This window comes from Mesorhizobium sp. M0771 (assembly GCF_040320155.1).
Lineage (GTDB): Bacteria > Pseudomonadota > Alphaproteobacteria > Rhizobiales > Rhizobiaceae > Mesorhizobium.
Map to the genome: position 1 here is coordinate 250,876 of NZ_JAMYPC010000001.1, position 26,046 is coordinate 276,921.

The following is a 26,046-nucleotide window of genomic DNA, read 5'->3' on the forward strand; positions in this document are numbered from 1 at the left end:
GTGTGAAAATAGACATAAAAAGGCGAAGCAATGTCATGCGCCGGCATTCGGCCGGAGGCACGGATTGCATCCGTCGGAACACGAGGATAGGCCTCGGTCGCGACATGCTCAGCTGGGGCGCTTGGCCCCTTTAACCGGTTGAAAAACATCGCAGGATTCCTTCGAGAGCCGAAAATTGGGTTCGGCGGGAATCGGTGCGATCAGATCTAAGAAATCAGGTAAATCGTCGTACCGAAACCGCCGGAAGGCAGGTAAGCCCACGGGAGGGGCGCTGGATGTGCATGGTCATCATGAAATACCCCTCCATCGGTTCGGGTTGACAATGCGTGCGGTATAATCGACTTCGCAGAAAATGGCCACCCGCAGGTCCAGCAATTTCCAAAACCAGCCACCCGCTGTGGCCGATCTGCCACTTATTAGAAAGACGCGGAAATGAACCACCGTCTCCGCATCGCCCTCTACCAGCCTGACATCGCCGGCAACACCGGAACTATCCTGCGCTTCGCCGCCTGCCTCGGCCTTGGCGTCGACATCATCGAACCAGCCGGGTTTCCGCTCTCCGACAAAGCGCTCAAGCGCGCCGGGATGGACTACCTCGAAATGGCTGCCCTGACCCGCCATGTCGACTGGAACGCCTTCGAGGATTGGCGCAAGGGCGAAGCCTGCCGGCTGGTGCTGCTCACCACCAAAGCCGCGACCCCCTATGCGGGCTTCAGCTTCGCCCAAGGCGACATCCTGCTGTTCGGCCGCGAATCCGCCGGCGTGCCGGATCCTGTCCATCAGGCGGCGGATGCGCGGCTGACGATCCCGATGCAGCCGGGCACGCGCAGCATCAACGTCGCGCTGTCGGTCGCCATGGTCGCCGGTGAAGCCATCCGGCAGCTCGGCTAGACCCTTCAGCGCGTTGTCGTCATCGCCACCGTTGCGTCTTGCATCATTCTCACCCAGGCGCACATCGCCTTCTCCTCAATTGCCCTATCGACGTTTCCCGGCTACAAGCTCAACTTAAGTTGAGGTCAAGCGGAAAATCGAGATGGCTCCGGTAAAGGAATTGACGGTCGGCCAGGTGGCGATGCGCAGCGGCGTGGCGGTGTCGGCGCTGCATTTCTACGAGGCGCGCGGGCTGATCCGCAGCCACCGCACGTCGGGCAACCAGCGGCGCTATGGCCGCGACGTGCTGCGGCGGGTGGCGATCATCCGGATCGCCCAGGAGGTCGGCATTTCGCTGGCCGAGATCGGCGCCGCACTTGAATCGCTCCCAGAAGGCCGCACCCCGACGCGCGAGGACTGGAACCTGTTGTCGACCGGCTGGCGCGACGACCTCGATCGCAAGATCACTCAGCTAAAGAAGCTGCGCGACGGCCTGACCGACTGCATCGGCTGCGGCTGCATGTCGATCGACAAATGCCCGCTGCGAAACAGGGAAGATCGCTTGAGTGCGCAAGGGCCGGGCGCAAGGCGACTGCTGGTGGGATCCTAATCCGCCGCCGGCAGCCGCCGTATCGTGAATTCTATGACATCGCCCGGCCGTTCGAACCAGCTTTCGATCTCGGTCCAGTAGGCCTGCTTGGGAAAGCGTTCGAACCATTCCTTGGCTTTGAGCCGCGCATCGGGGCGCGGCAAGACAAAGGTCTCCCGCAAAAACCCGTCACGCGGCATGCGCTCGCGCTCGGCGCGTGAACGATCGAGCCTTTTCTTCAGGCCATGCAGCGGCGGTCTTGCCGGCGTGCGCATGAAAGAACTCCTGGGCCGAACAGATGACACTTGACCCTTGCCCCTAAGAGATTAGGGATCGCGCCCGGAAAAGGCTAGTGGTCCGATTCCAACATTCGCCTCCCTAATCCCCAGGCGCCGTTGCGAATGTTGGAATCACAAGGACCACTAGCAAGTTTATGTTTCTAGTAGAGTTTTCGAATTTGACATTTGCGTCGTGCCCTGCGCCACGCTGTCTGCAAATGTCAAATTCACTCCACTAGGTCCTTTGTCGGCTGCGACCGGAGACAGCATTTTGGAACGACCAGAAATACCGGCAGGCCTGCCAGCCGACATCGAACAGAAGAAGATGAAGGCCAGGCTCTGGTTCGAGACCCTGCGTGAGCGCGTTTGCACAACCTTCGAGCAGATCGAACAGGAACTGCAGGGACCACTGGCCGAATGGTCGCCCGGCCGCTTCGAGAAGACGCCGTGGGAACGCGACAATGGAAAGGGCGGCGGCGGCACCATGTCGATGATGCGGGGCCGCGTCTTCGAGAAGGTCGGCGTCCACACCTCGACTGTCTATGGCGAGTTCTCGCCCGAATTCAGGAAGCAGATGCCCGGCGCGGAGGAGGATCCGAGCTTCTGGGCATCGGGCATTTCGCTGATCGCGCACCCATGGAACCCCAACGTGCCGGCCGTGCACATGAACACCCGCATGGTCGTGACGTCGCGCCACTGGTTCGGCGGCGGCGCTGATCTGACACCGGTGCTTGATCGCCATCGCACCGAAGACGACCCCGATACCATCGCCTTCCATCGAGCCATGCAGTTCGCCTGCGAGAAGAACGCTGCGATCGCCGACCACCCCAAATTCAAGGCCTGGTGCGACGAGTATTTCTATCTGCCGCATCGCCACGAGCCGCGCGGCGTCGGCGGCATCTTTTTCGACTGGCTGCATTCGGGGGAGGAGAAAGGCGGCTGGAATGCCGATTTGAACTTCGTCCAGGATGTAGGGCGTTCTTTCCTTGTCGTCTACGGACACCTGGTTCGCGCCCATTTCAACGAGAACTGGACCGACGACGACCGCGACGAGCAGCTCATTCGCCGCGGCCGTTACGTAGAATTCAACTTGCTTCACGATCGCGGCACCATTTTCGGCCTGAAGACCGGGGGCAATGTCGCCTCGATCCTGTCCAGCCTGCCGCCGGAGGTCAGGTGGCCGTAAACTATCGGTGAGCGCAACGTGAGCCGCATTGACGTCCCATTCGCCGAATCTGGGCAGCCAATGTGGCATCGCCATTATCTTTTTCGTCTAATAGGCAATTGAAATAAAAAGACTATTTGTCGTTTCGGGCCGGGAAGCGCCGGCGGTTCAGTCCCGAACCGCGACACGACGCTACCGGACGGCCCTGAACAAGGCGGAGCATTTTCCAAACGGATGCCCGCATTTCCAGGAGTATTACATGCGAAAGCTCATTGTTTCGGCAGCCGCCGCTGCCCTTCTCGCTTCCGGCTCGATTGCCTCTGCCGCGGTCAAGCACACCACGGGCACGGTCAAGACCTATGATGGCACGGCCATGAGCCTCGTTCTGGACGATGGATCGACCTTTACGCTGCCCAAGACCTTCAAGGATCCTGGCCTGAAGGCCGGCGAAAAGGTCCGCGTTTCCTGGGACATGAGCGGCAAGAACAAGGTTGCCGAGTCCGTCAAGATCGTGAAGTGACCGGGACAAGACCGAACGGTCTCGCCTTTGGCTTAGCCTGACAAGAGGGGCGGAGCAGCGCTGCTCCGCCTTTTTCGCACCACGGCAACCAAAATGGTCGAACCGTGTTATGCTAGCTCCCCCGTGCGTGCCCCCGAAACCGACTGCTGTGACAGGGCGCGGAACAGAGATGGCGGAGCTTCGTGTGCCCATGAGAGGCACAGGCTCCAAGGAGGAAAGGAGAAAATCCCATGAAGGAATTCCATTGCGGCTCGCTGGTTCCCGGCTGTGAGTGGCACACGCGTGCCGGTGAGGAAGCCGAGGTCATGCGCCGCGCCGTCGACCATATGCGCGAGACACATGGCGAAACGGTCATTCGCGAGACGATGATCGAGGCGATCCGCTCGCGCATCGAGAAAGTTCGCGACGCGGCCTGAGCAGTCCTATCTGGCCTTCAAGGCTTCCGCGGCGCGCTCCAGCAGCGCGTCGCGATCGAGCGCAAAGCCGGACCCGATCCATTCCTTTTCCAGGTTTTTCAGGATCGCACCGAGTATTGGCCCCGGCGACGCGCCAAGCGCCGTCAGATCGCCGCCCTTGACTGGGAACACCGGTTTTTCCCATTTCAGCGCAAAAGCGAGCAGGCGCGAAAACCCGCCGGCCTGAACCAGCGCGTCATTGTCCTCGAGAGCCCGCGCTCGCGCCGACGCCAGCGACAGCCGCAGGCGATCGAGAAAACCCTGGCGCTCGCCGGAATAGAGTTTCTTGGCCAGTTCCGCTTCGCTTGTCTTGGGCTCGACGGCAGCCGTCAGCGCCCAGTGGCGCAGGCGCTCCGCCTCAGTGGTCGAAAGTTTCAGCCGCTCGGCCAGTGTCTTCATCCTCGCCGCATCGGGCGGCACGATCGCCTCCAGCCTGAGCAGCGGGTCCGGCGCCCAGCCCAGATCCTTTTCTGTCTTGGTCAGCCCATGAATGGCATCGATGCCCCATTTCTCGCTTTCCGGCAGGGCGCTGGTGAGCACGCCGGCCTGGCGCATCCACAGCAAGGCGCGCGACGGATCTGGGGCCGATAACAACTTCTTCAGCTCGGACCAGATGCGTTCGGCCGAGAGATGGGCGAGACCGTCCTTGAGCCGGGCGCAGGCCTTCAATCCCTCGGCATCGGGCCGACCCTCGCCATACCAGGCGAAAAAGCGGAAGAAACGCAGGATGCGCAGATAGTCTTCGCGGATCCGCTGCTCGGCATCGCCAATGAAGCGCAGCCTTCGTGCCTCGATATCGCCGACGCCGCCGACCAGGTCGACCACCGTCCCGTCAGCCTCCGCATAGAGCGCGTTGATGGTGAAATCGCGCCGTTCGGCGTCGGCCTTCCAGTCGCGGCCGAACGACACTTTGGCGCGGCGGCCATCGGTCTCGATGTCGGCGCGCAGCGTGGTGACCTCATAGGGCGCGCCGCCGGCAATCACCGTGATCGTGCCGTGCTCGATGCCGGTCGGCACTGCCTTGAAGCCCGCCGCCTCGGCGCGGCGAACGGTTTCCTCGGGCAGGCAAGTGGTAGCAACGTCGATATCGGCGACCGGCTGCCCAATCAGCGCATTGCGCACCGCGCCGCCCGCGATGCGGGCTTCCTCGCCGCCCTGCGCCAGCACGGCAAGCAGCCGCTGGAGATGCTTTTCACCCAGCCAGTCGGCTCTGCCCGCCAGCGATATCGGATCACTCAAGCATAGAGCCTTTCATAGAGCGTGCGGATGATGCCGGCAGTGACGCCCCAGATGCGCTGGCCGCCATAGGGCATATCGTAGAAGAACCATTCCAGGTCGTTCCACATGCGGCTGTCCCTGGTGTGGTTGGCCGGATCCATCAGGAACGAAAGCGGCACTTCGAAGGCGGCGTCGACCTCGTCGGAATTGAGCGACAGCGTAAAACCGGGCTCGACGATCGCCAGCACCGGCGCGATGCGATAGCCGCTGCCGGCGACATAATCGGGCATGCGGCCGATGATCTCGATGCGGTCCTGGCCGAGCCCGATCTCCTCGAAGGTTTCGCGCAAGGCCGCTGCTTCCGGGGTCGCATCGGTGGGATCAATGGTGCCGCCGGGAAAAGCCACCTGCCCCGAATGGCTGCGCAGTTTTTCCGCCCGCTTGGTCAAAAGCACGGTCGCATCGCGTCCATGATCGACGACCGGGATCAGCACTGCGGCGTCGCGCAGCGCTTTGAGCTGCGTCAACCGTGGATGGCCGGGGTTGAAGCGATGATCGCCATAATCGTCGCCGGCATGGGCTTCAGCTTGCGCCGCGACCCGCGCGCGAAAATCCGCTGTGGAAAACGGCGGCGGCCTCACCTGATCCATCATGCGCTCAGCCGCTTCAGTTTTTCCGCCGGCATGATCGGATAGATTTCGCCTTTCGAGCGCACGGCAAACATCGTCTTGCCGCCGATATCGATCTCCTCGCCATGCTCGACCAGTTCGTACATCACCGGCCGCGCCACCAGCGCTTCCAGCCTCCCGCGCACCAGCACATAGGGCTTCAGGCCGCCGGTCTCGTTCTCGTCGACGAAGCGCAGCGGATGGCCAGGTCCGGCCTCGACGACATCGCCGACATTGGTGCGGAAAGTGATGGTCTGCTCGGCGCCGGCGCCGGAAACATCCATTTCAACCGCGATGAAAGGCGCGTCCACGACGCGGATGCCGACCCGTTCGACCGGCGTCACCAGATAGGTCCTGCCATCCTCGTCCTTGCGCAGCACGCTGGAAAACAGCTGCACCAGCGGCATGCGGCCGATCGGCGTGCCGAGATAGAACCACGTTCCGTCTTGTTTGATCTCCATGTCGAGATCGCCGCAAAAGTCGGGATTCCAGCGCTCCACCGGCGCCGCGCCCTTGCCGGCGCGAGCCGCACGCGAGATCAACGCTTCGAGACCGCGCGCCTCGGTTGCGGCAGCAAGGCTGTGTTCGCGATGTTCGGAGCGTTCCGTCATGGTCACGAAATAGTCACTGTTGTTCCGCTTGTCAGCCTAAGTCTGTGATTTAAATTCATTCGTAGGCGCCAGGCGAAGCCGAATCGCGGCATTCTAAGGCACTACAGTGCAAGCCGGTACTTCCAGCACAAGGATCGATGCGGCATGAGCGTAATGGTCAAGGAAAGCCCAATCAGCGAAAAGGACATGATCGCCCAGGCCGAGACGGCGCTGGCCGATATTTCCAGGGTGCGCGACGGCGTCGGCCGCGTCATTTTCGGCCAGGAAGTGGTGGTCGAGCGCACGCTGGTGGCGCTGCTTGCCGGCGGCCATGCGCTGCTGGTCGGCGTGCCCGGCCTTGCCAAGACCAAGCTGGTCGAAACGCTCGGTGTCGTGCTCGGCCTCGATTCGCGCCGCATCCAGTTCACACCCGACCTGATGCCGTCGGACATTCTCGGCTCAGAGGTGATGGAACAGGACGAGGCCGGCAAGCGCTCCTTCCGCTTCATCTCCGGCCCGATCTTCGCGCAATTGCTGATGGCCGACGAGATCAACCGCGCCTCGCCGCGCACCCAGTCGGCGCTGCTGCAGGCGATGCAGGAATATCACGTCACCATCGCCGGCATTCGCCACGACCTGCCCGCACCCTTCCATGTACTGGCGACGCAAAACCCGCTGGAGCAGGAAGGCACCTATCCCCTGCCCGAAGCGCAGCTCGACCGCTTCCTGATGCAGGTCGACATCCTTTATCCCGAAATCGAGGCCGAGCGGCGCATTCTGCTCGAAACCACCGGCATCGAGGACGCCAAGGCGCAAAACGTCCTGCAGCCGGCGCGGCTGAGGGAAATCCAGACGCTGATCCGCCGTATGCCGGTGCCCGAAAGCGTCGTCGACGCCATCCTCAAACTGGTGCGTTCGGCGCGTCCCGGCCAGGGCAATGCCGAGACCGACAAGCATGTCGCCTGGGGTCCCGGCCCGCGCGCCAGCCAGGCGCTGACGCTGTGCGCCCGTGCGCGCGCGCTTTATGACGGGCGGCTGGCGCCGTCGGTGGACGACATCCGCGCGCTGGCCGAACCGGTGCTGCAGCACCGCATGGCGCTGACCTTTGCCGCCCGCGCCGAGGGCACGACCGTGCGCGACGTGGTAGCGAAACTGGCCAAAGGAATCTGATGGCGCGTATCGGCGAAGTCCAGGCACCGGCAGCGACGCGCGACGCGCTCGCCAGGGGCCGGTTGCGGGCTTCGCTGGTGCCGGACCTGCTGGTCGAGGCACGCCGTATCGTCAATACGGTAATTGCCGGCTGGCATGGCCGCCGCAAGCGCGGCATCGGCGAGAATTTCTGGCAGTTCCGCCCCTATGTCGAAGGCGATTCCTCGCGCATCGACTGGCGCCGTTCGGCCCGGGACGACCACACCTATGTGCGCGACCGCGAATGGGAAGCAGCCCACACGGTGTGGCTTTGGGCCGACCCATCGCCCTCCATGCTCTACAAATCGACTGGCGCCAGCGTTTCCAAGGAATCGCGCGCGCTGGTGCTGGCACTGGCCATGGCCGAATTACTATCTCGCAGCGGCGAGCGCATCGCCTGGCCCGGCCTGACCGATCCGTTCACCGCCCGCAACGGCGCCGAGCGCATCGCGGCGCAATTGATGCACGCCGCCGACCCGCCGGCAAAGCCTGACCTGTCCGCCATCCGCCGCTTCTGCGACATCGTCGTCGTCAGCGATTTCCTCGACCCGGTCGAGGAGACCATGGAATGGCTCGATGTGCTGGCGCGGCATGGCGTGCGTGCGCATCTGATCGAGGTTGCCGATCCGGCGGAGGAGACCTTTCCCTATGCCGGCCGCACCGAATTCACCGATCCCGAGACCGGCGACAAGCTGACCGCCGGCCGCGCCGAAATGCTCGGCGACGAATATCGCCTGCTCTACACCGCCCGCCGCCAGGAGCTGGCCAGCTGGTGCAAGCGCCTCGGCTGGAGCTATACCGTCAACCACACCGACCGCCTCGCTTCCGAGGCGCTGGTGCGCATCCACATGGCGATGACCGCCGATGGCGCATTCGTGGGAAGGGCCGGCGCATGAGCTGGCTGCCGCTCTCCTTTGGCGCTCCCATGGTGTTGTGGGGCCTGCTGGCGCTGCCGGTGATCTGGTGGCTGCTCAGGCTCACACCGCCCAAGCCGCAGTCCGAAATGTTTCCGCCGCTGAAGATCCTCGCTCGCGTGCTGAAGCGCGAGGAAACGCCGCAGCAGAGCCCGTGGTGGCTGACGCTGCTGCGGCTGTTGATGGCAGCCCTTGTCGTCGCGGCATTAGCCGAACCCGTTTTCAATCCGCGCGAAAAATTGCCGGCCGAGGGCGCCGCCCTGGCGCTCGTCATCGACAATGACTGGGCGAGTGCCGCCGACTGGGGCAAGCGCGTCGCCACCGCCCAGCGGCTGATCGCCGATGCCGGTTCGAACGGCGTACCGGTCGTCATCGCCTTCACCGCCGAAAAGCCGAACGCCGAGATCGGCCCCTTCGATGCGGCGGCTGCCCTCGACCGGCTGCGCGCCGCCAAGCCGAGGCCGATCCCGACCGACCGACCCGCTGTCTATGCCCGCGTCGCCGGCGTGCTGGAAACCTTGCCCGGCGCCAGCGTTGCCGTTCTCGCCGACGGCCTTGCGGCAAAGGGCGACGAGGCCGCCTTCAACACACTGCTGTCGAAAAACGCCGCCCGTGTCGTCTGGGCCAATTCCGACCGGCTGGCGCTGACTGGGCTCACTGGCGCCGAAAATCAGGTCGACGGCTTCGCCCTGACCGCCATCCGCGCGCCCGGCGATCCGGCGCCGGCACAAGTCACCGCCGGCGCCTTCGACGATAAGGGCCGCCGCATCGCCGACGCGACGCTGACCTTCGCGCCGGGTGAGACTACTGCCACCGGCACGATGGCGGTGCCGTTCGAACTGCGCAACGACTTCGCCTCGATCGCGCTCGACGGCGAACGCCAGGCAGGTGCGGTGCGCGTGCTCGACGAAAGCTCCAAGCGCCGCCGCGTCGGACTTTTATCGCAGGCCGAGGCCGACCAGGCGCAGCCGCTTCTGTCGCCGCTCTATTACATCAGGCGCGCGCTGCAGCCTTTCGCCGATCTGGTCGAACCGTCGAGCGTCGATCTCGCCGACGCCATCCCGCAGCTTCTCGACCAGAAGCCGGCGATGATCGTCATGGCCGATATCGGTACCATTCCGCCGCAGGTCCATCAGCGGCTGGTCGACTGGGTCGACAATGGCGGCACGCTGGTGCGCTTTGCCGGTTCGCGGCTGGCCGCCGCCGGCAATGACGATGATCTGTTGCCGGTCAGGCTGCGCACCGGCGAGCGCTCGCTTGGCGGCGCGCTGTCATGGACGACGCCGCAAGCGGTGACCGAATTCCCGAAGAACGGCCCGTTCGCCGACCTCGCACCGCCGGCCGAAGTCACGGTGAGCCGGCAGGTGTTGGCCGAACCGACGCCGGACATCGTCGAGCGCACCTGGGCAACCCTTGCCGATGGCACCCCGCTGGTGACCGGGTTGAAGAAGGGCAAGGGCACGCTGGTGCTGTTCCATATCACCCCGGAAGCGACATGGTCGACGCTGCCGATCTCCGGCAGCTTCGTCGAGATGCTGCGGCGCATCGTGCAGCTGTCGCGCAACCAGGGTGCGGCGGTTGCCAACGCCGAAGCCGCTGCTACGTCGCTGGCGCCTTATCGCATGATAGCCGCCGACGGCACTTTGGTGCCGCCGACGCCGGACGCACGACCGCTGGTCCCTGGCGCCGGCTCGCTGCCGGTGACGTTCGAGAACCCGCCCGGCCTCTATGGCTCGGAAACCGGCGTTTTCGCCCACAATCTGCTCGACCCGGCCACCGCCTTCGCGCCGCTGGTGCGCCCGCAATTCACAGTGCCGGTGACCAATATCCAGTACGCTTTCGATGAATCGCGCGACCTCAAGGGATCGCTGGTCACAGCGGCACTTGTGCTTATGCTGCTCGACACGCTGGCGGTGTTCTGGATGGGCGGGCTGATGTCGCGCCGACCGCGCCGCGCCCGATCGGCCGCGGCAACGACGGCTGCGCTGCTGCTTGGCCTCGGCATGCTGTTTGGCCATGCCGACCTCGCCCGCGCCGACGACGCCAAGCCCGGCGATGCCGCCGCTATCGAGGACATTGCCAAGACCCGCATCGCCTATGTGCTGACCGGTGTGCCCGGTGACGATTCGATCAGCCGCGCAGGGCTCGAAGGCTTGACCCGCTTCCTGATCGAGAAGACCGCGCTCGAGCCGGGCGCGCCGGCGGGCGTCGATATCTCGAAGGACGAGCTTTCCTTCTATCCGCTGATCTACTGGCCGATCGATCCCTCCGCGCCGATGCCGAGTCAAGCCGCGATCGCCCGCATCGACGCCTATATGCAGCAGGGCGGCACGGTGCTGTTCGACACGCGCGACCAGTTCGCCAACGGCATCGGTGCGGATTCGGCGAGCCCGGCGACGGAACGGTTGCGCGACATTCTCGGCAATCTCAACGTGCCGCCGCTGGAGCCGGTGCCCGCCGACCATGTGCTGACCAAATCCTTCTTCATCCTGCCCGAATTTCCCGGCCGCTTCTCCGGCAGCCCGCTCTGGGTGGAAGCCTCGCTCGAGGCCAGCAATGCCGAGAATCGGCCGGTACGCGTCGGCGACGGCGTCTCGCCGATCCTGATCACCGCCAATGATTTTGCCGGCGCCTGGGCCGTCGACGAGAATGGTGACCCGCTTTTGCCGACCGTGCCATCGGATCCGATGCAGCGCATCTATGCGCTGCGCGCCGGCGTCAACATCATGATGTACATGCTGACCGGCAACTACAAATCCGACCAGGTGCACGTGCCGATCCTGCTCGAACGGCTGGGGCAGTAAGCCTATGAACTGGTCGATTTCCTTCGAACCGCTGCTGTCCTGGCCCTTGCTGGCTTTGGTGCTCGCACCGCTGCTGGTGCTGGCGGCTGTCGGCTTGTGGTTTCGCCAGCGCGGCGCGATCTTCCGCTTCGCGGCGCTGATTGCGCTGGGCGCAGCACTCCTCAATCCGGTCTTCCTCGATGAGGAGCGCGAGGCGCTGAAGAGCGTCGTTGCCGTCATCGTCGACCGCAGCCAGAGCCAGGATATCGGCGACCGGACCAAACAGACCGACGAAGCGCTTGCCGGTTTGCAGCAGCGCCTTGGCCGCTTCAAGCAGTTCGACGTCCGCGTCGTCGAGGCCGGCAAGTCGGAAGCCGCCGACGAGCGCACCGAGACCAAGCTTTTTGCAGCGCTTGAAGGCGCTTTCCGCGACGTGCCGCCCTCGCGCATCGGTGGCGCCATCATGATCACCGATGGCGAGGTGCATGACGCACCGGCCGCCCCCGACTTCAATGCGCCGCTGCACGCGCTGATCACCGGCAACGAGCACGAGAAGGACCGCCGCATCCGCTTCGAGAACGCGCCACGCTTCGGCCTCGTCGGCAAGCCGCTCGACATGACCTACCGCGTCATCGCCACCGACGGCGAAACCGGCCCGGTCGATGTCCGCGTCTCGGTCAATGGAGAGCAGGTCGCGGTCGAAGAAGCGACCATCGGCCAGGCGATGCCGCTGCAGGTGACCATCCCCGGCGCCGGCCGCAACATCGTCGAACTCTCTATTGACCGCGAGCCGGGCGAACTGACCGACGCCAACAACCGCGCCATCGCGCTGATCGACGGCATCCGCGAGAACTTGCGCGTGCTTTTGGTTTCCGGCGAACCGCATGCCGGCGAGCGCACGTGGCGCAATCTGCTGAAATCCGACGCCTCGGTCGATCTCGTCCATTTCACCATTCTGCGGCCGCCGGAAAAGCAGGACGGCACGCCGATCAACGAACTGTCGCTGATCGCCTTCCCGACCCGCGAGTTGTTCGTCGAGAAGATCAAGGATTTCGATCTCATCATCTTCGACCGCTACCAGCACCGCGACGTGCTGCCGATCCTCTATTACGACTACATCTCCGAATACGTCGAAAAGGGCGGCGCGCTGCTGATCGCCGCCGGGCCGGAATATGCCGGCGACTCCTCGATCGCCCGCACCCCGCTAATGTCGTCGCTGCCGGCAATGCCGACCGGCGAAGTCATCGACAAGGCCTTCTATCCGCGCCTCACCGATCTCGGCCAGCGCCATCCGGTGACGCGCGGCCTCGACGGCTCGGCGACCGAGCCGCCGCGCTGGAGCCGCTGGTTCCGCACCATCGGCGTGCAGAACCCCGAAGGCGAAGTGGTGATGAAGGGCGCCGACAACCGCCCGCTGCTTCTGCTCGATCATAAGGGCGAAGGCCGCGTCGGCATGCTTCTGTCCGATCAGGGCTGGCTATGGGCGCGCGGCTTCGAGGGTGGCGGGCCGCATGTCCAGCTTTACCGCCGCATCGCCCACTGGCTGATGAAGGAACCTGAACTCGAGGAAGAGCGGCTGACCGCCGACGGCCGCGGCATGATGCTGGAAATCCGCCGCCAGACGATGAGCGACGATCCCGGCCCGGCGCAGGTGATCACCCCTTCGGGCAAGGCGCTGATCGTCAAGCTGGAGAAGTCCGAACCCGGCGTTTTCCTGGGCAGCATCGAGACCAAGGAGATCGGCCTCTACCAGATCGGCAATGGTGACCTGACCGCACTCGCCCATGTCGGCCCGGTCAACGCGCCGGAATTCTCCGACGTCGTCTCTACCGAGGACCGGTTGAAGGCTCCGACTGAGGCCACCGGCGGCAGCGTGCGCCGGCTGGCGGCCTCCTCCACCCTTGGCCAGCTCACCGGCAGCGTCACCCTGCCCTCCATCGTCCCGGTCCGCGCCTCCGGTGCGGCCTCGGGCGCAGACTGGATCGGCCTGCGCAGCACCGACGACAGCGTGCTCAAAGCCGTCTCGCGCGTACCCCTGTTCGGCGGCTTCCTCGGCCTTTGCCTGCTGCTGCTGGCCATGGGCGCGATGTGGTACAGAGAGGGAAGGTAAGGATCCCTTCTCCCCGTCACTATACGGGGAGAAAGACGCTCAACCTACTCCTCCGGCTCCGTCGTAAACAGCAGCGGGTACCCCTTGGCCTTGGCCGCGTCGACGGCCCGTGTCGCCTTGGTCTCGGCGACATCCCTGGTGAAGACGGCAACGACGCAAACGCCGAGCCGGTGCGCGGTGATCATCACCCGGTTAGCCTGGTCTTCGCTGAGCTTGAACTCGCCCTTCAGCACCGTCACCACGAATTCGCGCGGCGTAAAATCGTCATTGATGAGGATGACCTTGTAGAGCTTCGGCCGCTCGGTCCGCGGCTTGGTCTTGGTGCGGGGTTTGGAACTGATTTCAGGCATCGGGAACCGGTATCGCGCGAGGGGTCGCTCTCACTTTGTCATGGGGGAAAGCCGTCGTCCATTTTGATCGGCGCGCCAAACCGGCTTCCCGGAAGTGCTGCCGTTCACAAATTTAGGAAGTGTATGCTGCGGTTCAACGGCCCTGGCGATTGGCGACGCGACGAGCCTGGAATTGCCGTGCGCTGGATGCCGCATCCGGCCTTGATCCGGCCGCCTTGTATTCGACCCAGGCGACCGCGAGCCAGCCGAAGAAGCAGGCCAGCGCCGCGCCGGTGATCACGGTAAGCAGCAGGCTTTGCCATGGTGTGATGTATTGCCAGCTGCTGGAGATTGCCGGTGCAAACAGCGACGGCTCTGTGCGCCCGCTCACCGGATCGGGCACCGGGCTGGCGGTGAACTGGATCAGCACCCTGACCATTGCCGAGGCCACAAGGCCGCCGATGGCCATCGAGCGCAGAATGGATGAAAGCCGCTTCTTCATGCGGGCTATCCTACCGGACCGGCATTGCAAACGGGTTAAAGTCCTGGGTGGCCGGCACCCATCAACGGGTAATCATGCTCACACGACAAGGCCGCTCCAGCCGGGGGGGTGCTGGAGCGGCCTTGTTACAGACAAGCCTGTTGGCTGTCTGGATCAGGCCTTCGGGGCGTCCGTCTTGACGACCTTCTTCGCCTTCTTGTGCTTCTTGACGGGCTTCTTGGCGACGACCTTCTTCACCGGGGGCTTGGCGGTCGTGGTCGCCGGAGCGGTGGTCGTGGAAGCAGCCGGAGCAGCGGTCGTGGTGGCAGCGGCATTGCCCAGAGCCGGCATTGCGAAAGCGAGAGCGACGGCGAGACCGGTGGCGGAGAGGATGGACTTTTTCATGGCTTCATTTCCTTCTTTGTGCGGGTCGTGTTTCGAGTGTCACTGAACCGGGTCGATCGGTGTCACTCCAAGCAGCTTCAAAGCGTTCGCGAGCATCCGGATACCCTGTGCCTGTTTCTTGTTGGCGCAGAACCGGTTTCCCTTTCTTTGCAGTGCTTTCGCCGCGGTGACCTGCGTTGCCGCGGCATGGGTTTCAAGGGCTTCGTCTACCTGGCGATTGAGATCGATGCAGCGCTCGCTCCTTGTGATCGGCGTCACCTTTGCGGTTGTGGCTCCGACCGCGGCTGTGACGAGCGGAATGCTGAGCAGCGCACCCATCAAGCTGATCGTGAACCTGTGCATTGGTGATGTCCGTTACTCCGGAGACTTCGCGTCGCAGCCGATGTCCTGACCGCCACGGCACCCTTTATGCCCTTGATTTTTTTCGGGAGTTTTTCCGGACTATAGAATTTTGTTTCTGAATTGTTTCTGGCAAATCGGCTTTGCGGGCGATCATCGCCGCTGGCCAACATGTGGCCAGAATTCTATCGTGTGGGTGACGCCACAGAAGCAGACTCAGAAGGCAGCCGCCGACCGGCCGCCAGCAATGACAGGATCGCCGTGAAATCCGATGCGCACATACTGATCGTCGACGACGACAAGGGCATTCGCGACCTGCTTCAGGAATTCTTCCAGAAGCGCGGCCTGCGCACCACGGTTGCCGCCGACGGCGTCGAGATGGAAGACATACTGCGCCGCACGCAGGTAGACCTGATCGTGCTTGATGTGATGCTGCCGGGAAAGAGCGGGCTGGAGCTCTGCCGCGACCTGCGCGCCAGCTACTCGACGCCGATCATCATGCTGACGGCGGTCACCGAGACCACCGACCGCGTCGTCGGCCTGGAAATGGGCGCCGACGATTATGTGCCCAAACCCTTCGATCCGCGCGAGCTGCTGGCCCGTATCCGCGCCGTTTTGAGGCGCAATGGTGCTGCCGAGCCGAAGCGGGCCACCACCAAGCAGATCTATCATTTTGCCGGCTGGACGATGGACTGCTCGCGCCGCCGGCTGATGGCGCCGGGCGACGTCAGGGTCGAACTGACGATGGCGGAGTTCAACCTGTTGCAGACCTTCGTCAAAAGCGCGCAGCGCGTCCTCACCCGTGACCAGCTCATCGAGCTTTCCGGCGGTGACAGCGACTATTCCTTCGACCGCAGCATCGACATCCTGGTCAGCCGTCTCAGGCGCAAGATGGAAGACGACCCCAAGACGCCGAAACTGATCCTGACTGTGCGCAGCGGCGGCTACCAGTTCCTGCCCGAGACCACCTCCGAATGAGACGTTTCCTGCCGCAAACCCTGCCGGTCTGGGTTTTGCTCATCGTCATTGCCGGCCTGCTGATCAGCCAGGTCGCCACGCTCTACATCGTCTCGCGCGATCGTGCCGTCGCCAATGACGAGGTCGATCTCTACCGGCTTAACGACCGCGCCTATTCGCTGGTGCAGCTGATGCATGACGACACGCCGGAGCAGCGCAAGCTGACGGCCTCCGGTCTGTTCAACGCCACCTATGCGCTCACCGTTTCGGACACGCCCGCGGTCACCTCGTCGATCGCCGGCGACGACGAACTGGCCGAACTCGAGGACATCCTGGTCGGGCGGCTGTCGAAATTCGGCATCACCGACGCCCGCGTCCGGCGCGATCCGGCAACCCAGGCAGCCAACGCGCCTGGCGGTGTGGCCGTGACCAAGGATGTCGGCGCGGTGGAGCGTGACCTGTTATCGCTGGCGGCCAGCTTCGCCCAGAGCGACAAGCTGACGGCATCTGTCCGCTTCGCCGACGGCCAATGGCTGAATTTCACCGAGCCCAACACGCCGGTCGGACCGATATTGAGCTTCGACAGCCTGCCGCTCTATTCGCTGATCGCGGCCCTGGTGGTGATCATGTCGATCTGGTCGCTGCGCCGGCTGACGGCGCCCTATCGGATGATGGAAACGGCGGTCAACCGGATCGGCACGGACCTGAAGAGCCCGCCGATCGCCGAGACCGGCAGCCGCGAAATCCGCGCCGCGGCCAAAGCCGTGAACGCCATGCAGGTCCGGCTGCGCGACTATGTCGAGGACCGCGAACATCTGGCCGCCGCGCTCGCCCACGATCTGCGCACGCCGCTGACCCGCATGCGGCTGCGCCTCGAGCTGTTGCGCAGATCGACGGCGCGCGAGGCGCTCGCCCACGACCTCGCCGACATCGAGAGCATCGCCAGCTCCGTCATCGACTTCGCCACCTTCGAAGTCACCGAGGAGAAGAGCGAGCGGATCGATTTCTGGTCGCTGGTGGAATCGATCGCCGACAGTTTCGAGGACGTCACGTTCGACCATGACGGCGCCAGGCCGCGTGGCATGATCTGCATGGCGCGGCCGGTGGCGCTCAAGCGCTGCGTCAACAATCTGGTCCAGAATGCCGTGACCTACGGCAAGAAAGCCCATGTCAGCCTGCGGCAGTCGGACGGCGCGGTCACGCTGGTTATCCGCGACGAGGGGCCGGGCATACCGCAGGCGCAGCTCGACCAGGTGTTCGGTTCCTTCGTGCGGCTGGAGCAATCGCGCAACCGCCAGACCGGCGGTCTCGGGCTAGGCCTGACCATTGCCCGCAACATTGCGCGTGCCGCCGGCGGCGATGTCAACCTGTCCAACCATCCTCGCGGCGGCCTGCTGACGGAGCTCAGCCTGCCGCTGGCGGCATAAGGCAGCAGACTAGCGTCTCGATGGGCACCGGGGGTGGATCAACCAACCCAACCTTGCAATAGTGCGGCCGCTCGAACAGGAGGAGATCGCCGCATGCTTTACGCCATCCTGGCCTATCACGTCGAACAGACCATCCAGTCCCTGACGCCGCAGCAGGACGCGGCGCTGATGCACGACCTGCTCGAGGTCAATGCCAGATTGACCCGCGAAGGCAAGCTTGGGCCGGCGGCAAGACTGGGCGCGACCGCCGAGGCCGTCACGCTGCGCGGTCCGGGCGAAGGCATCGTCATCGACGGGCCGTTTGCCGAGACCAAGGAACAATTGCTGGGTCTTTATGTCCTCGACTGCGCCACGCAGGAGGCGGCGATTGCAGCCGCGCGCGACTTGCGCCGCGTGAACCCCTCGGCAGTGTACGAGATCCGGCCGATCACATTTTACCTTCCCGGCCTGGCGTTCCCCGTGACGAAGGGCGATTTCCAGGAGGCCGCCAGCGGCTGAGAGCCGCTTGCTCTACCCCATGGCCGGTCAGGCAGAAGCGATCTCGTTGCCCAGGCGGACCGTTTCGGCGACGAGAAGGTCGAGATCCTCGCGCCGGGTCCGGTGGTTGTTGATCGCCACCCTGAGGCAATGCCGGCCTTGCACCGTGGTATCGGAAATGGCGGCGGTTCCGTCTTCCTGAAGCCTCAGCATGATCTCGGTGTTGAGCGCTTTCGCGCGCTCGCCATCGAGACCATCCGCGCGATAGCGGAAGCAGACGATGTTGATGCTGGTCGGCGCCGTCAGTTCGAGCGCTGGTTCGGCCGCGATCAGCCCTGAGAGATACTGCCCCTGCGCAATGTTCTGGTCGATCAGGCGGCCGAATTTTTCGACGCCGTGTTCTCGCAATGCCATCCACACTTTGAGTGCCTTGAAGCCGCGTGACGTCTGCAGGCCGTAATCGTGCAGCCATTGGCCGGAGGCGAGGCCGCGCGGTGTCGACTCCAGATATTCCGGCGTCACCGCGAAGGTCTTGCGATGCGCCGAGGCATCCCGCACCAGCGCGCAGCCTGCCTCGAAAGGCGCATGCAGCCATTTGTGCGGATCGAGCGCGATGGAATCGGCCCATTCGATGCCGGCGACGCGATGTGCATTCTCAGGCGCGATCGCGATCAGCGCGCCGATGCAGCCGTCGACATGGAACCAGAGGTCCTCCTCATGCGCCAGCTTGGCCAGCGCCTGCAGATCGTCGATGGCGCCGGTGTTGACAGTGCCGGCGTTGCCGATGATGCAGGCCGGCTTGAACCCGGCCGCGCGATCTTCCGATATCGCAGTCCTCAAACCTTCAATGTCGATGCGCAGGCCGGCGTCGCTGGCAATGCGGCGCAGCGCCTTGTTGCCGAGACCGAGCGCTTCCATCCCCTTGCGGTGACAGGAATGGACCTGGTCCGAGCCATAGAAACGCAAAGGCTTTTCGATTGCTCCAACGCCGTGCTCGCGCACGCCGATGCCGGCCTTGGTGTTGCGCGCCACGGTGAGCCCGATGATGTTGGCAATCGAGCCGCCGCTGACCAGCGTGCCGCTGGCCGAAGCCGGCATGCCCATCATCTGCTTGCACCAGTCGACCACCTGGCCGTCCATCAGGGCGGCGGCATGGTTGCCGCCGCCGAGATTGGAGCCCTGGATTGCCGCCAGGAAATCGCCGATCGCGCCGGTAAAATTGCTCGACCCCATATACCAGGACCAGAAGCGCGGATGGATGTTGCCCATCGGATAGGGCATCACCTTGTCCACGACATCGCCATAGATGTCGGCAAGCGCGGTCGGCGATTGCGGCAGCGAGGCGGTGAAGAAATCCCTCACATCTCCAGGCATCTCCTGCCACACCGGCCGTTGCCTGACATCGCGCAGGTAAGCGACGGCATCGTCAACGATCCGATGCGACAGGCTTTGCACATCGGCCCAGTCCGAGGGGTCAAGCGTTTCCTCGGTACTGGTAGCCGAGTGTCCAGGCATCGCGTCCATGCAATTTGCTCCCGCGTCATCATGCCGGGAACTGGCAACCGGGCGTCGAGCGCGAGAGAGCAAGCTCTTCCGCATTCATCTCGGCCTCGATGCCGTCGAACAAAGGCGTGGTCATGTAGCGTTCACCGGTATCGGGAAGCATGCACAGGATCACCGATCCGGCCGGCGCTGTGCCGGCGATCTGGCGCGCCACGGCAAAAGCCGAACCGCCGGAAATGCCGGTGAAGATGCCTTCCTGCTGCGCCAGCGCCTTGGCCCATTTCATGCCCTCCGGCCCGGCGATCGGCATCACCTCGTCATAGAAGTTGCCATCGATGGCCTCCTGCAGGACGTGCGGGATGAAATCCGGCGTCCAGCCCTGGATCGGGTGCGGTTCGAAAGCCGGATGGCTGGCGGCCGGCGCTCCGCCGGCGCCACGCATCTGCCGCTTGCCGCTGCCGACAAGCTGCGCGTTGGCCGGTTCGGTGAGCACGATCCGGGTCTCAGGCCGCTCGCGGCGCAGCACCCGCGCCACGCCGGCGACGGTGCCGCCGGTGCCGTAGCCGGTGACGAAATAGTCGAGCCGCGAGCCGGCGAAATCGTTGACGATCTCGCGTCCCGTGGTAGCTTCATGAATGTCGGCGTTGGCCTTGGTCTCGAACTGGCGGGCCAGGAACCAGCCATTGGCTTCGGCCAGTTCCACCGCCTTCTTGTACATGCCGAAGCCTTTCTCGGCGCGCGGCGTCAGCACCACCTTGGCGCCCAGCATCCGCATCAGCTTGCGGCGCTCGACCGAGAAACTGTCGGCCATCGTCACCACCAGCTTGTAGCCCTTCTGCGCACAGACCATGGCAAGACCGATGCCGGTGTTGCCGCTGGTCGCCTCGACAATGGTCTGTCCAGGCTTGAGCGCGCCGGTGCGTTCACCTTCCTCGATGATGTTGAGCGCCAGCCGGTCCTTCACCGACGCCGCCGGATTGAAGAACTCGGCCTTGACGTAGATGGTGGCGTGCGCCGGTCCGAGATTATTGACGCGGATGACCGGCGTGTCGCCGATGGTGTCGAGAATGCTGTCGAACAGGCGGCCGCGGCCGGCCGTGGTTCTGATTTTCTGCTGATGCAACATGGTAGACTCCTGGTTCTTGCTCACGGGCCGGTTACACACCGGCGGTTTGGGCGGCGAGATTTCGACACCTTGCCGCACTACAGGTCCTTGACGTGCGGCAGTGTGGTAAACACCACATTCGGCGCACAAATTTTGCGAGCCGGGTGCACTTTGTCGTGCTCGGTGGTAAAGCAGGGGCCGGCAGGTCAGCGTGGGAGCAGGCGTGGTATCTGGCGTGGAATCGAGCCTGGCGAGCAGCCATCAAGGTGTTGTCGTGCGCCTGTTTGGGCCGCCGACAATTGCGCGCGACGGCGTCCCGGTGGTCTTGCCGGCATCGCGCAAGCTGCGCGCGCTGCTGGCCTATCTGGCGCTGGCGCCCCATCCGGTCGGACGTGGCAAGCTCTGCGAGTTGCTGTGGGATGTTCCAAATGATCCCAGGGGTGAGCTGCGCTGGTGCCTGAGCAAGCTGCGGGCCGCGCTCGACGAACCGGGCCGCCGCAGGATCGAAACATCGGGCGATACGATCGCGCTCGATCTCGACGGCATCTCAGTCGACGTTCTGGATGTCGCGGCGGCGGCTGCCGCAGGCATCGAAACGCTCGAGCCGACGCGACTGCAGTTGCTCTCCGACCTGTTCGTCGGCGACTTCCTCGAAGGGCTGGAGATCGACCGCAGCCCTCTCTTCAACAGCTGGCTGACCGCGCAGCGCCGCCGTTTCGGTTCCTGCCAAGCTGCTATACTGGAACATCTGGTCAAGACGCTGCCGGCCGATTCCGAAGACGTCTCCGCCCATCTCGAAAAATGGCTGGAATTGACCCCGTTCGACAGCAGCGCCCATGTCGCACTCCTGGTGAGGCTGGCGCGGCGCGGCCAGTTCCGTGCCTGCGAGGACCATCTTGCCGCAGCAGCATCGCTCTTCCAATCGGAAGAGCTGGATTTCGGCCCCGTGCGCCAGGCGTGGCTTGCCATTCGCGCGGAACGTCACTGCGCCACTTTGCCGGCACAGCCTGCGGTTGCGCCGATGGCGGGCCACAGTCCGATCGCGCTTGCCGCCACCGAAGCCGCGACGCCGCACAAGGCTGCGCTGGCCGTGATGCCATTTGCCGAAGACGCCGGTAGCGGCGTTCGTGGCGGGCTGGCCGATGGCTTGACCCACGACATCATCACCCGCCTCGCCAAGCTCAGGGACTTCTTTGTCATCGCCCGGGGCTCGGTCTTTGCGCTGGCGGAAAGGAACATCGCGCCGGAAGATGCCGGCCGAAGGCTGAATGTCGACTATGTCGCCACCGGCACGGTGCGCAGCCTGACCGGCCGCCTGATCATCACCGTCGAGCTCGTCGAGGTCCGCACAGCCAGGATCGTCTGGGCCGAGACCTTCGAGCGCAAGCCCGACGATCTTTTCGCCGTGCTTGACGATATCGGCAACAGCATCGTGGCCTCGGTCTCATCCGAGATCGAGACCGTCGAGCGCAACCGCGCCATGCTGAAAGCGCCCAATTCACTTAACGCCTGGGAGGCCTACCATCGCGGCCTCTGGCACATGTATCGCTTCACCCGCAGCGAGAACGACCTCGCGCGGCATTTCTTCGACATTGCTGTCAGGCAGGATCCGACCTTCACCCGCGCCTATGCCGGCCTCTCCTTCACCCATTGGCAGAGCGCCTTCCAGCGCTGGGGCGACCGCGACCAGGACAGCGCGCTTGCCTTTGAGGCAGCCGGCCAAAGCCTGTTGGTCGACGATCACAATCCCGCCGCGCACTGGGCGATGGGCCGGGCGCTGTGGCTGCGCGGCGAGGGTGACGCGTCCGTGCTCGAACTGCAAAGAGCCGTCGACCTCAGCCCGAACTTCGCGCTTGGCCACTATGCGCTGTCGTTCGTGCATTCGCAGTCGGGCGACCCGCACGCGGCGATCGGATCGTCGGATCATTCGCGCCATCTGTCGCCGTTCGACCCGATGCTGTTCGGCATGCTGGGCGCGCGCGCCATGGCCCATGTCCGCCTCGGCCAGTTCGACGAGGCGGCCGAATGGGCGCTGAAGGCGGCCGCCCGCCCCAACGCCCATGTCATCATCCTGTCGATCGCCGCTCACTGCCTGGCGTTGGCTGGGCGGCTGGACGAGGCGAAAAACTTCGCCGCCGCCATCCGCAAGACGCTTCCGGATTACCGAGCCGACGACTTCATCGACACCTTCCGCTTCGACCGGGATGCCACAGCCCTGTTCAAGCTCGGCGCCACGCGTATCGGGCTGGCTTAGAGCATGATCCCAAAAAGTGGGTACCGGTTTTTGGAAAAGATCATGCTCCAACAAATGGTTAGATCATGATGAGATTTCAACCAAATCTCATCATGATCTAGCGCCGCAACACCGCGCTCAGCACATCGCGTATCCCGATCGCGCCGACAAAGCGCGACTGGTCGTCGAACAGCGCCACGGGTGCCGTCTGCGAGCGGTGCATGGCCAGCATCACCGTCTTCAGCGAGGTCCCGGGATTGGCCCAGAACACTTGCGCCGTCTCCTCCGGCTGCGCCTCGACATCGGCGCACGAAACCCATACCGCCGGTTTGCCGTCGCGTTCCGCCGCCGCCACCAGCCCGTGCTCGTCGATCTTGAAGCGCGTCGTCTTGCGCCGGTCGAGCCACACCCAGCCATTATCGCCGTGCTCGAGGTCGCGGCTGTCGCGCATGACGTTCCAGGCGGTCAGCACCGACAACGGATTCACATTGGCGATGAAGTCGCGGACATAGTCATTGGCGGGCTTGAGCACGATGTCTTCCGGCGCCCCGGTCTGCACGATGCGACCGCCCTCCATGATGGTGATGTGGGTGCCGATCTTCAGCGCCTCTTCCAGATCATGGCTGACGAAGATGATGGTCTTCTTCAGCTCCGCCTGCAGCTGCAGCAATTCGTCCTGCAGCTTGGTGCGGATCAGCGGATCGAGCGCCGAGAACGGCTCGTCCATCAGCAGGATCGGCGCCTCGGTGGCGAAGGCACGGGCCAGGCCGACGCGCTGCTGCATGCCGCCGGACAGCTCATGCGCGTATTTCTTCGACCACTGGTCGAGATTGACCAGTTTCAGCTGGCGTTGCACGCGCTCCTTGCGCTCTTGCTCCGGCACGCCGGCGAGTTCGAGGCCGAGGCCGACATTCTCCTCCACCGTACGCCAAGGCAGCAGGCCGAACTGCTGGAACACCATCGCCACCTGCTTCTGCCGCAGCCGCCGCAGCGTCGCCTGATCGCAGGTCACGACATCGACGATATTGTCGCCGTCCTTGACCAGCACCTGGCCGCGCGACACCACGTTGAGCCGGTTGACCGCCCGCAGCAGCGTCGACTTGCCGGAGCCGGACAGGCCCATCAGCACCGAGATTTCGCCCTCATGCACGGTCAGGCCGGCGCCGGCGCAACCCAGCACATTGCCGGTCTTTTCAAGGATTTCGGCGCGCGTGGCGCCGCCGTCGATCAGAGCCAGCGAACCCGCCTGGTCGGAGCCGAAGACGATATCGACATTTTTGAAATCGACGGCGACGGTCATTTCTTGCCTCCAACGCCGATACGCGTCATCCGGTCGAGCACGATGGCGAGTACGACAATCGCCAGGCCCGCCTCGAGCCCGAGATCGATGCGGCGCGAGCCGAGCGCGCGGTTGATTTCAGTGCCGAGGCCGCCGGCGCCGATCAGTGCTGCAAACACCACCATCGACAGCGACAGCATGATCGATTGCGTCAGCCCGGCCATGATGGTCGGCAAGGCCGAGGGCAGCTCGACCTTCCACAGCAGCTGCTGCTTGGTGGCGCCGAACGCCTCGCCGGCCTCGATGATCGACTTCGGCACCGAGACGACGCCGAGATGGGTGAGCCGGACCGCGGTCGGGATGACAAAGATGATGGTGACGATGAGGCCGGGCGCGTTGCCGAGACCGAACAGGGTCAGAACCGGGATCAGGTAGACGAAGGTCGGCAGCGTTTGCATCAGGTCGAGCACCGGCAGCATGATGCGGTAGACCTTCGGCTTGTGCGCGGCCCAGATGCCGAGCGGCACGCCGATGGCCATCGCCATGGCGGCGGCGGCCACGACCAGCACCAGCGTCTGCACCGTCTGCTTCCAGAGATTCTGGTTGATGATGAAGATCAGGCCGAGAAAGACGCCTATGGCCAGCGGCCGAGAGCGCTGCAGCAGCCAGGCGATGATGGCGATGATCAGCGCCAGCAGCACCGGCGGCACCATCAAAAGGATGCCAACCAGCCCGTCGAGCAGGAAATTGAGGCCATTCGAGAAGGCCCTGAACACGGTGTCGAAATTGTCGGTGAGGAAACCGAAGAACGCCTTTCCCCAGGCGCCGATCGGTATCTTGTGATCGACCATGAATTTCGAAATCGGATCCATATCGCCCCTCTCATGCGAGAGACCGCCTGCTTCCGGCCTCCGCTTTCATTAGGTCATCTTCTCACAGGATATGAAAAAGGGCAGCCTTTTCTAGATTGGCTGCCCTTCCAGGTTCGGCTTGGCCGAATTAGTCGGCTCAGCTTCCGAGCGCGGTCTTGACCGCCGCTGCCGCATCGCCGCCATCGAAGGTGGTGACGCCGGCAATCCACGGCGCAACCGCGTCAGGGTGCTTCTTCAGCCAGTCGGCTGCGACCGTGTTGGCGTCGCCGCCCTTCAGGATCGCGTCCATCATCTCGCCTTCCATGTCCAGGTTGAACTTCAGGTTGGCGATGAACTTGCCGGCATTCGGGCATTCGGTGGTGTAGCCCTTGCGCACATTGGTGTAGACGGTGGCGGCGCCGAAGCCGCTGTCGCCCATGCCGTCGAGATAGGTGAGCTTCATGGCGCCCATCACCGGATGCGGCGTCCAGCCGAGGAACGCGATCCACTCATTGTTCTTGATCGACTGCTCGGCCTGCGTCAGCATGCCGGCTTCCGAGGACTCGACCAGCTCGAAGCCTTCGAGATTGTCCTTCGGGTTCTTGATCATGTCGAGGATGATGCGGTTGCCGTCATTGCCCGCCTCGATGCCGTAAATCTTGCCGTTGAACTTGTCCTTGAACTTGCCGATGTCGGTCAGCGACTTGACGCCGGCCTCCGCGACATAGGTCGGTACGACGATGCCGTAGCCGGCGCCGGTCAGGTTGGTGCCGATCGTCTCGACCGAACCATCGGCGGTGTAGTCCTTGATGTCGTTGGTCATCGACGGCATCCAATTGCCGAGGAAGACGTCGAGATCCTTGTTTTTCAGCGACGCCATGGTCACCGGTACCGATAGCTGGATCGTCTGCGGCTCGTAGCCGAGCGCGGTGAGCAGCACCGAAGCGACGCCGGTGGTTGCCTGGATGTCGGTCCAGCCGACATCGGAAAGGCGCACCGCCTTGCAGCTCTCCGGATCGCCGGCAAGTGCAGCGCTCGTGGACAGAAAAGTCGCCAGGCCGAGGCCGGCGACGAAGGTGTTCATACGCGACATTGGCAGTCTCCCATTGTGATTCTTTGGCGAAGCGTAGTTACGGTTTCTCTGCCCGCCTTGTTTCGTCAGCCAAACACCATTCTGGTGTGGTTTCAAGCGCTAAGACAATCACGATCAACGGCGCGGACTGGCCAAACAGCGACACGCCCGCCGCTTTTTCGATTGCAGACGGCTTTTCCCATGAAATGCAGCGGTGCCCTCTCCCCGCGCCGCGCCAAC

Annotated in this window: 26 protein-coding genes; 13 read left to right on the forward strand and 13 right to left on the reverse strand. The window is 64.1% G+C overall.

Going from position 1 to position 26,046, the window contains the following annotated elements:
* Window positions 1–432: 432 nt before the first annotated feature.
* Window positions 433–891: a tRNA (cytidine(34)-2'-O)-methyltransferase gene (locus tag NKI05_RS01215; protein ID WP_023814986.1), complete on the forward strand. Its 459-nt coding sequence runs from the start codon at window positions 433–435 to the stop codon at window positions 889–891.
* A gap of 142 nt (window positions 892–1,033) precedes the next feature.
* The gene (soxR, locus tag NKI05_RS01220) at window positions 1,034–1,480 is read left to right on the forward strand and encodes a redox-sensitive transcriptional activator SoxR (protein WP_023683689.1); all 447 of its coding nucleotides are present in this window, start codon (window positions 1,034–1,036) and stop codon (window positions 1,478–1,480) included.
* Here soxR and NKI05_RS01225 read toward each other — a convergent pair.
* Complete coding sequence (locus tag NKI05_RS01225; RefSeq protein WP_023683688.1) at window positions 1,477–1,734, reverse strand: hypothetical protein; 258 nt, start codon at window positions 1,732–1,734, stop codon at window positions 1,477–1,479. The two genes, soxR and NKI05_RS01225, sit on opposite strands and share 4 nt — an antisense overlap.
* A gap of 274 nt (window positions 1,735–2,008) precedes the next feature.
* Here NKI05_RS01225 and hemF point away from each other — a divergent pair, with 274 nt between their 5' ends.
* The 3 genes from hemF (at window position 2,009) to NKI05_RS01240 (ending at window position 3,838) form a co-directional block, all read left to right on the forward strand.
* Window positions 2,009–2,923 (forward strand): oxygen-dependent coproporphyrinogen oxidase, encoded by a 915-nt coding sequence (gene hemF, locus NKI05_RS01230; protein ID WP_023814985.1) that lies wholly within the window; start codon window positions 2,009–2,011, stop codon window positions 2,921–2,923.
* Between the two features lie 238 nt (window positions 2,924–3,161).
* Entirely contained in the window at window positions 3,162–3,422 is a 261-nt protein-coding gene (locus tag NKI05_RS01235; protein WP_023705918.1) for a DUF1344 domain-containing protein, read from the forward strand.
* Between the two features lie 230 nt (window positions 3,423–3,652).
* On the forward strand, window positions 3,653–3,838 hold the full coding sequence (locus NKI05_RS01240) for a DUF1059 domain-containing protein (RefSeq protein WP_023670013.1): 186 nt from the start codon (window positions 3,653–3,655) through the stop codon (window positions 3,836–3,838).
* Window positions 3,839–3,844: 6 nt separating this feature from the next.
* Here NKI05_RS01240 and NKI05_RS01245 read toward each other — a convergent pair whose 3' ends face one another.
* From NKI05_RS01245 to NKI05_RS01255, 3 genes are read right to left on the reverse strand one after another with little or no spacing between them, the layout of a single operon-like run.
* Window positions 3,845–5,116: a CCA tRNA nucleotidyltransferase gene (locus NKI05_RS01245; RefSeq protein WP_031203840.1), complete on the reverse strand. Its 1,272-nt coding sequence runs from the start codon at window positions 5,114–5,116 to the stop codon at window positions 3,845–3,847.
* Window positions 5,113–5,745 carry a CoA pyrophosphatase gene (locus tag NKI05_RS01250; protein WP_023724971.1) on the reverse strand — a complete coding sequence of 211 codons (633 nt, stop codon included), beginning with the start codon at window positions 5,743–5,745 and terminating at the stop codon, window positions 5,113–5,115. Before NKI05_RS01250 ends, NKI05_RS01245 begins: the two co-directional genes overlap by 4 nt.
* Complete coding sequence (locus NKI05_RS01255; protein ID WP_023670010.1) at window positions 5,745–6,374, reverse strand: DUF1285 domain-containing protein; 630 nt, start codon at window positions 6,372–6,374, stop codon at window positions 5,745–5,747. Before NKI05_RS01255 ends, NKI05_RS01250 begins: the two co-directional genes overlap by 1 nt.
* Window positions 6,375–6,518: 144 nt before the next feature.
* On the opposite strand from NKI05_RS01255, the gene NKI05_RS01260 reads away from it, so the two are divergent.
* Genes NKI05_RS01260 through NKI05_RS01275 form a run of 4 tightly spaced genes read left to right on the forward strand, consistent with a single transcriptional unit; the run spans window position 6,519 to window position 13,348 of the window.
* Window positions 6,519–7,523, forward strand: a complete 1,005-nt coding sequence (locus NKI05_RS01260) for an AAA family ATPase (RefSeq protein WP_023670009.1) — start codon at window positions 6,519–6,521, stop codon at window positions 7,521–7,523.
* Window positions 7,523–8,437: a DUF58 domain-containing protein gene (locus NKI05_RS01265; protein WP_023701554.1), complete on the forward strand. Its 915-nt coding sequence runs from the start codon at window positions 7,523–7,525 to the stop codon at window positions 8,435–8,437. Before NKI05_RS01260 ends, NKI05_RS01265 begins: the two co-directional genes overlap by 1 nt.
* Window positions 8,434–11,259 carry a DUF4159 domain-containing protein gene (locus NKI05_RS01270; RefSeq protein WP_023734978.1) on the forward strand — a complete coding sequence of 942 codons (2,826 nt, stop codon included), beginning with the start codon at window positions 8,434–8,436 and terminating at the stop codon, window positions 11,257–11,259. The genes NKI05_RS01265 and NKI05_RS01270 overlap by 4 nt, the downstream gene beginning before the upstream one ends.
* A gap of 4 nt (window positions 11,260–11,263) precedes the next feature.
* Window positions 11,264–13,348, forward strand: coding sequence for a membrane protein (locus tag NKI05_RS01275; protein ID WP_023814983.1), 2,085 nt, complete (start codon window positions 11,264–11,266; stop codon window positions 13,346–13,348).
* Window positions 13,349–13,392: 44 nt separating this feature from the next.
* Here the strand turns inward: NKI05_RS01275 and clpS are convergent, their stop codons facing one another.
* The 4 genes from clpS to NKI05_RS01295 form a co-directional block, all read right to left on the reverse strand.
* Entirely contained in the window at window positions 13,393–13,698 is a 306-nt protein-coding gene (gene clpS, locus NKI05_RS01280; protein ID WP_023670006.1) for an ATP-dependent Clp protease adapter ClpS, read from the reverse strand.
* A 133-nt stretch (window positions 13,699–13,831) separates the two neighbouring features.
* A complete protein-coding gene (locus NKI05_RS01285; protein WP_023713954.1) occupies window positions 13,832–14,179 on the reverse strand; it encodes a hypothetical protein in 348 nt (115 codons plus the stop codon).
* 153 nt (window positions 14,180–14,332) lie between these two features.
* Complete coding sequence (locus tag NKI05_RS01290) at window positions 14,333–14,563, reverse strand: hypothetical protein (RefSeq protein WP_023670004.1); 231 nt, start codon at window positions 14,561–14,563, stop codon at window positions 14,333–14,335.
* Between the two features lie 39 nt (window positions 14,564–14,602).
* Window positions 14,603–14,905 carry a hypothetical protein gene (locus NKI05_RS01295; RefSeq protein ID WP_023683677.1) on the reverse strand — a complete coding sequence of 101 codons (303 nt, stop codon included), beginning with the start codon at window positions 14,903–14,905 and terminating at the stop codon, window positions 14,603–14,605.
* A gap of 258 nt (window positions 14,906–15,163) precedes the next feature.
* Here NKI05_RS01295 and NKI05_RS01300 point away from each other — a divergent pair, with 258 nt between their 5' ends.
* The 3 genes from NKI05_RS01300 (at window position 15,164) to NKI05_RS01310 (ending at window position 17,784) form a co-directional block, all read left to right on the forward strand.
* On the forward strand, window positions 15,164–15,880 hold the full coding sequence (locus NKI05_RS01300; RefSeq protein ID WP_023670002.1) for a response regulator: 717 nt from the start codon (window positions 15,164–15,166) through the stop codon (window positions 15,878–15,880).
* Window positions 15,877–17,286: an ATP-binding protein gene (locus NKI05_RS01305; RefSeq protein WP_023751261.1), complete on the forward strand. Its 1,410-nt coding sequence runs from the start codon at window positions 15,877–15,879 to the stop codon at window positions 17,284–17,286. Before NKI05_RS01300 ends, NKI05_RS01305 begins: the two co-directional genes overlap by 4 nt.
* A gap of 93 nt (window positions 17,287–17,379) precedes the next feature.
* Window positions 17,380–17,784, forward strand: coding sequence for a YciI family protein (locus NKI05_RS01310; RefSeq protein ID WP_023751262.1), 405 nt, complete (start codon window positions 17,380–17,382; stop codon window positions 17,782–17,784).
* Window positions 17,785–17,811: 27 nt separating this feature from the next.
* Here NKI05_RS01310 and NKI05_RS01315 read toward each other — a convergent pair whose 3' ends face one another.
* Both NKI05_RS01315 and NKI05_RS01320 read right to left on the reverse strand, forming a co-directional pair.
* Window positions 17,812–19,287 carry a pyridoxal phosphate-dependent decarboxylase family protein gene (locus NKI05_RS01315; RefSeq protein ID WP_023814981.1) on the reverse strand — a complete coding sequence of 492 codons (1,476 nt, stop codon included), beginning with the start codon at window positions 19,285–19,287 and terminating at the stop codon, window positions 17,812–17,814.
* Between the two features lie 19 nt (window positions 19,288–19,306).
* Window positions 19,307–20,392 (reverse strand): PLP-dependent cysteine synthase family protein, encoded by a 1,086-nt coding sequence (locus NKI05_RS01320; RefSeq protein ID WP_023686154.1) that lies wholly within the window; start codon window positions 20,390–20,392, stop codon window positions 19,307–19,309.
* Window positions 20,393–20,594: 202 nt separating this feature from the next.
* Here NKI05_RS01320 and NKI05_RS01325 point away from each other — a divergent pair, with 202 nt between their 5' ends.
* The gene (locus NKI05_RS01325) at window positions 20,595–22,625 is read left to right on the forward strand and encodes a transcriptional regulator (RefSeq protein WP_050594070.1); all 2,031 of its coding nucleotides are present in this window, start codon (window positions 20,595–20,597) and stop codon (window positions 22,623–22,625) included.
* A 97-nt stretch (window positions 22,626–22,722) separates the two neighbouring features.
* On the opposite strand, the gene choV is transcribed toward NKI05_RS01325, so the two are convergent.
* The 3 genes from choV to NKI05_RS01340 all read right to left on the reverse strand — a co-directional run bounded on the left by choV (window position 22,723) and on the right by NKI05_RS01340 (window position 25,827).
* The gene (gene choV / locus NKI05_RS01330; RefSeq protein WP_023814979.1) at window positions 22,723–23,904 is read right to left on the reverse strand and encodes a choline ABC transporter ATP-binding protein; all 1,182 of its coding nucleotides are present in this window, start codon (window positions 23,902–23,904) and stop codon (window positions 22,723–22,725) included.
* Window positions 23,901–24,755, reverse strand: a complete 855-nt coding sequence (gene choW / locus NKI05_RS01335; RefSeq protein WP_023669995.1) for a choline ABC transporter permease subunit — start codon at window positions 24,753–24,755, stop codon at window positions 23,901–23,903. The genes choV and choW overlap by 4 nt, the downstream gene beginning before the upstream one ends.
* 136 nt (window positions 24,756–24,891) lie before the next feature.
* Window positions 24,892–25,827 carry a choline ABC transporter substrate-binding protein gene (locus NKI05_RS01340; protein ID WP_023686157.1) on the reverse strand — a complete coding sequence of 312 codons (936 nt, stop codon included), beginning with the start codon at window positions 25,825–25,827 and terminating at the stop codon, window positions 24,892–24,894.
* Window positions 25,828–26,046: the final 219 nt, after the last annotated feature.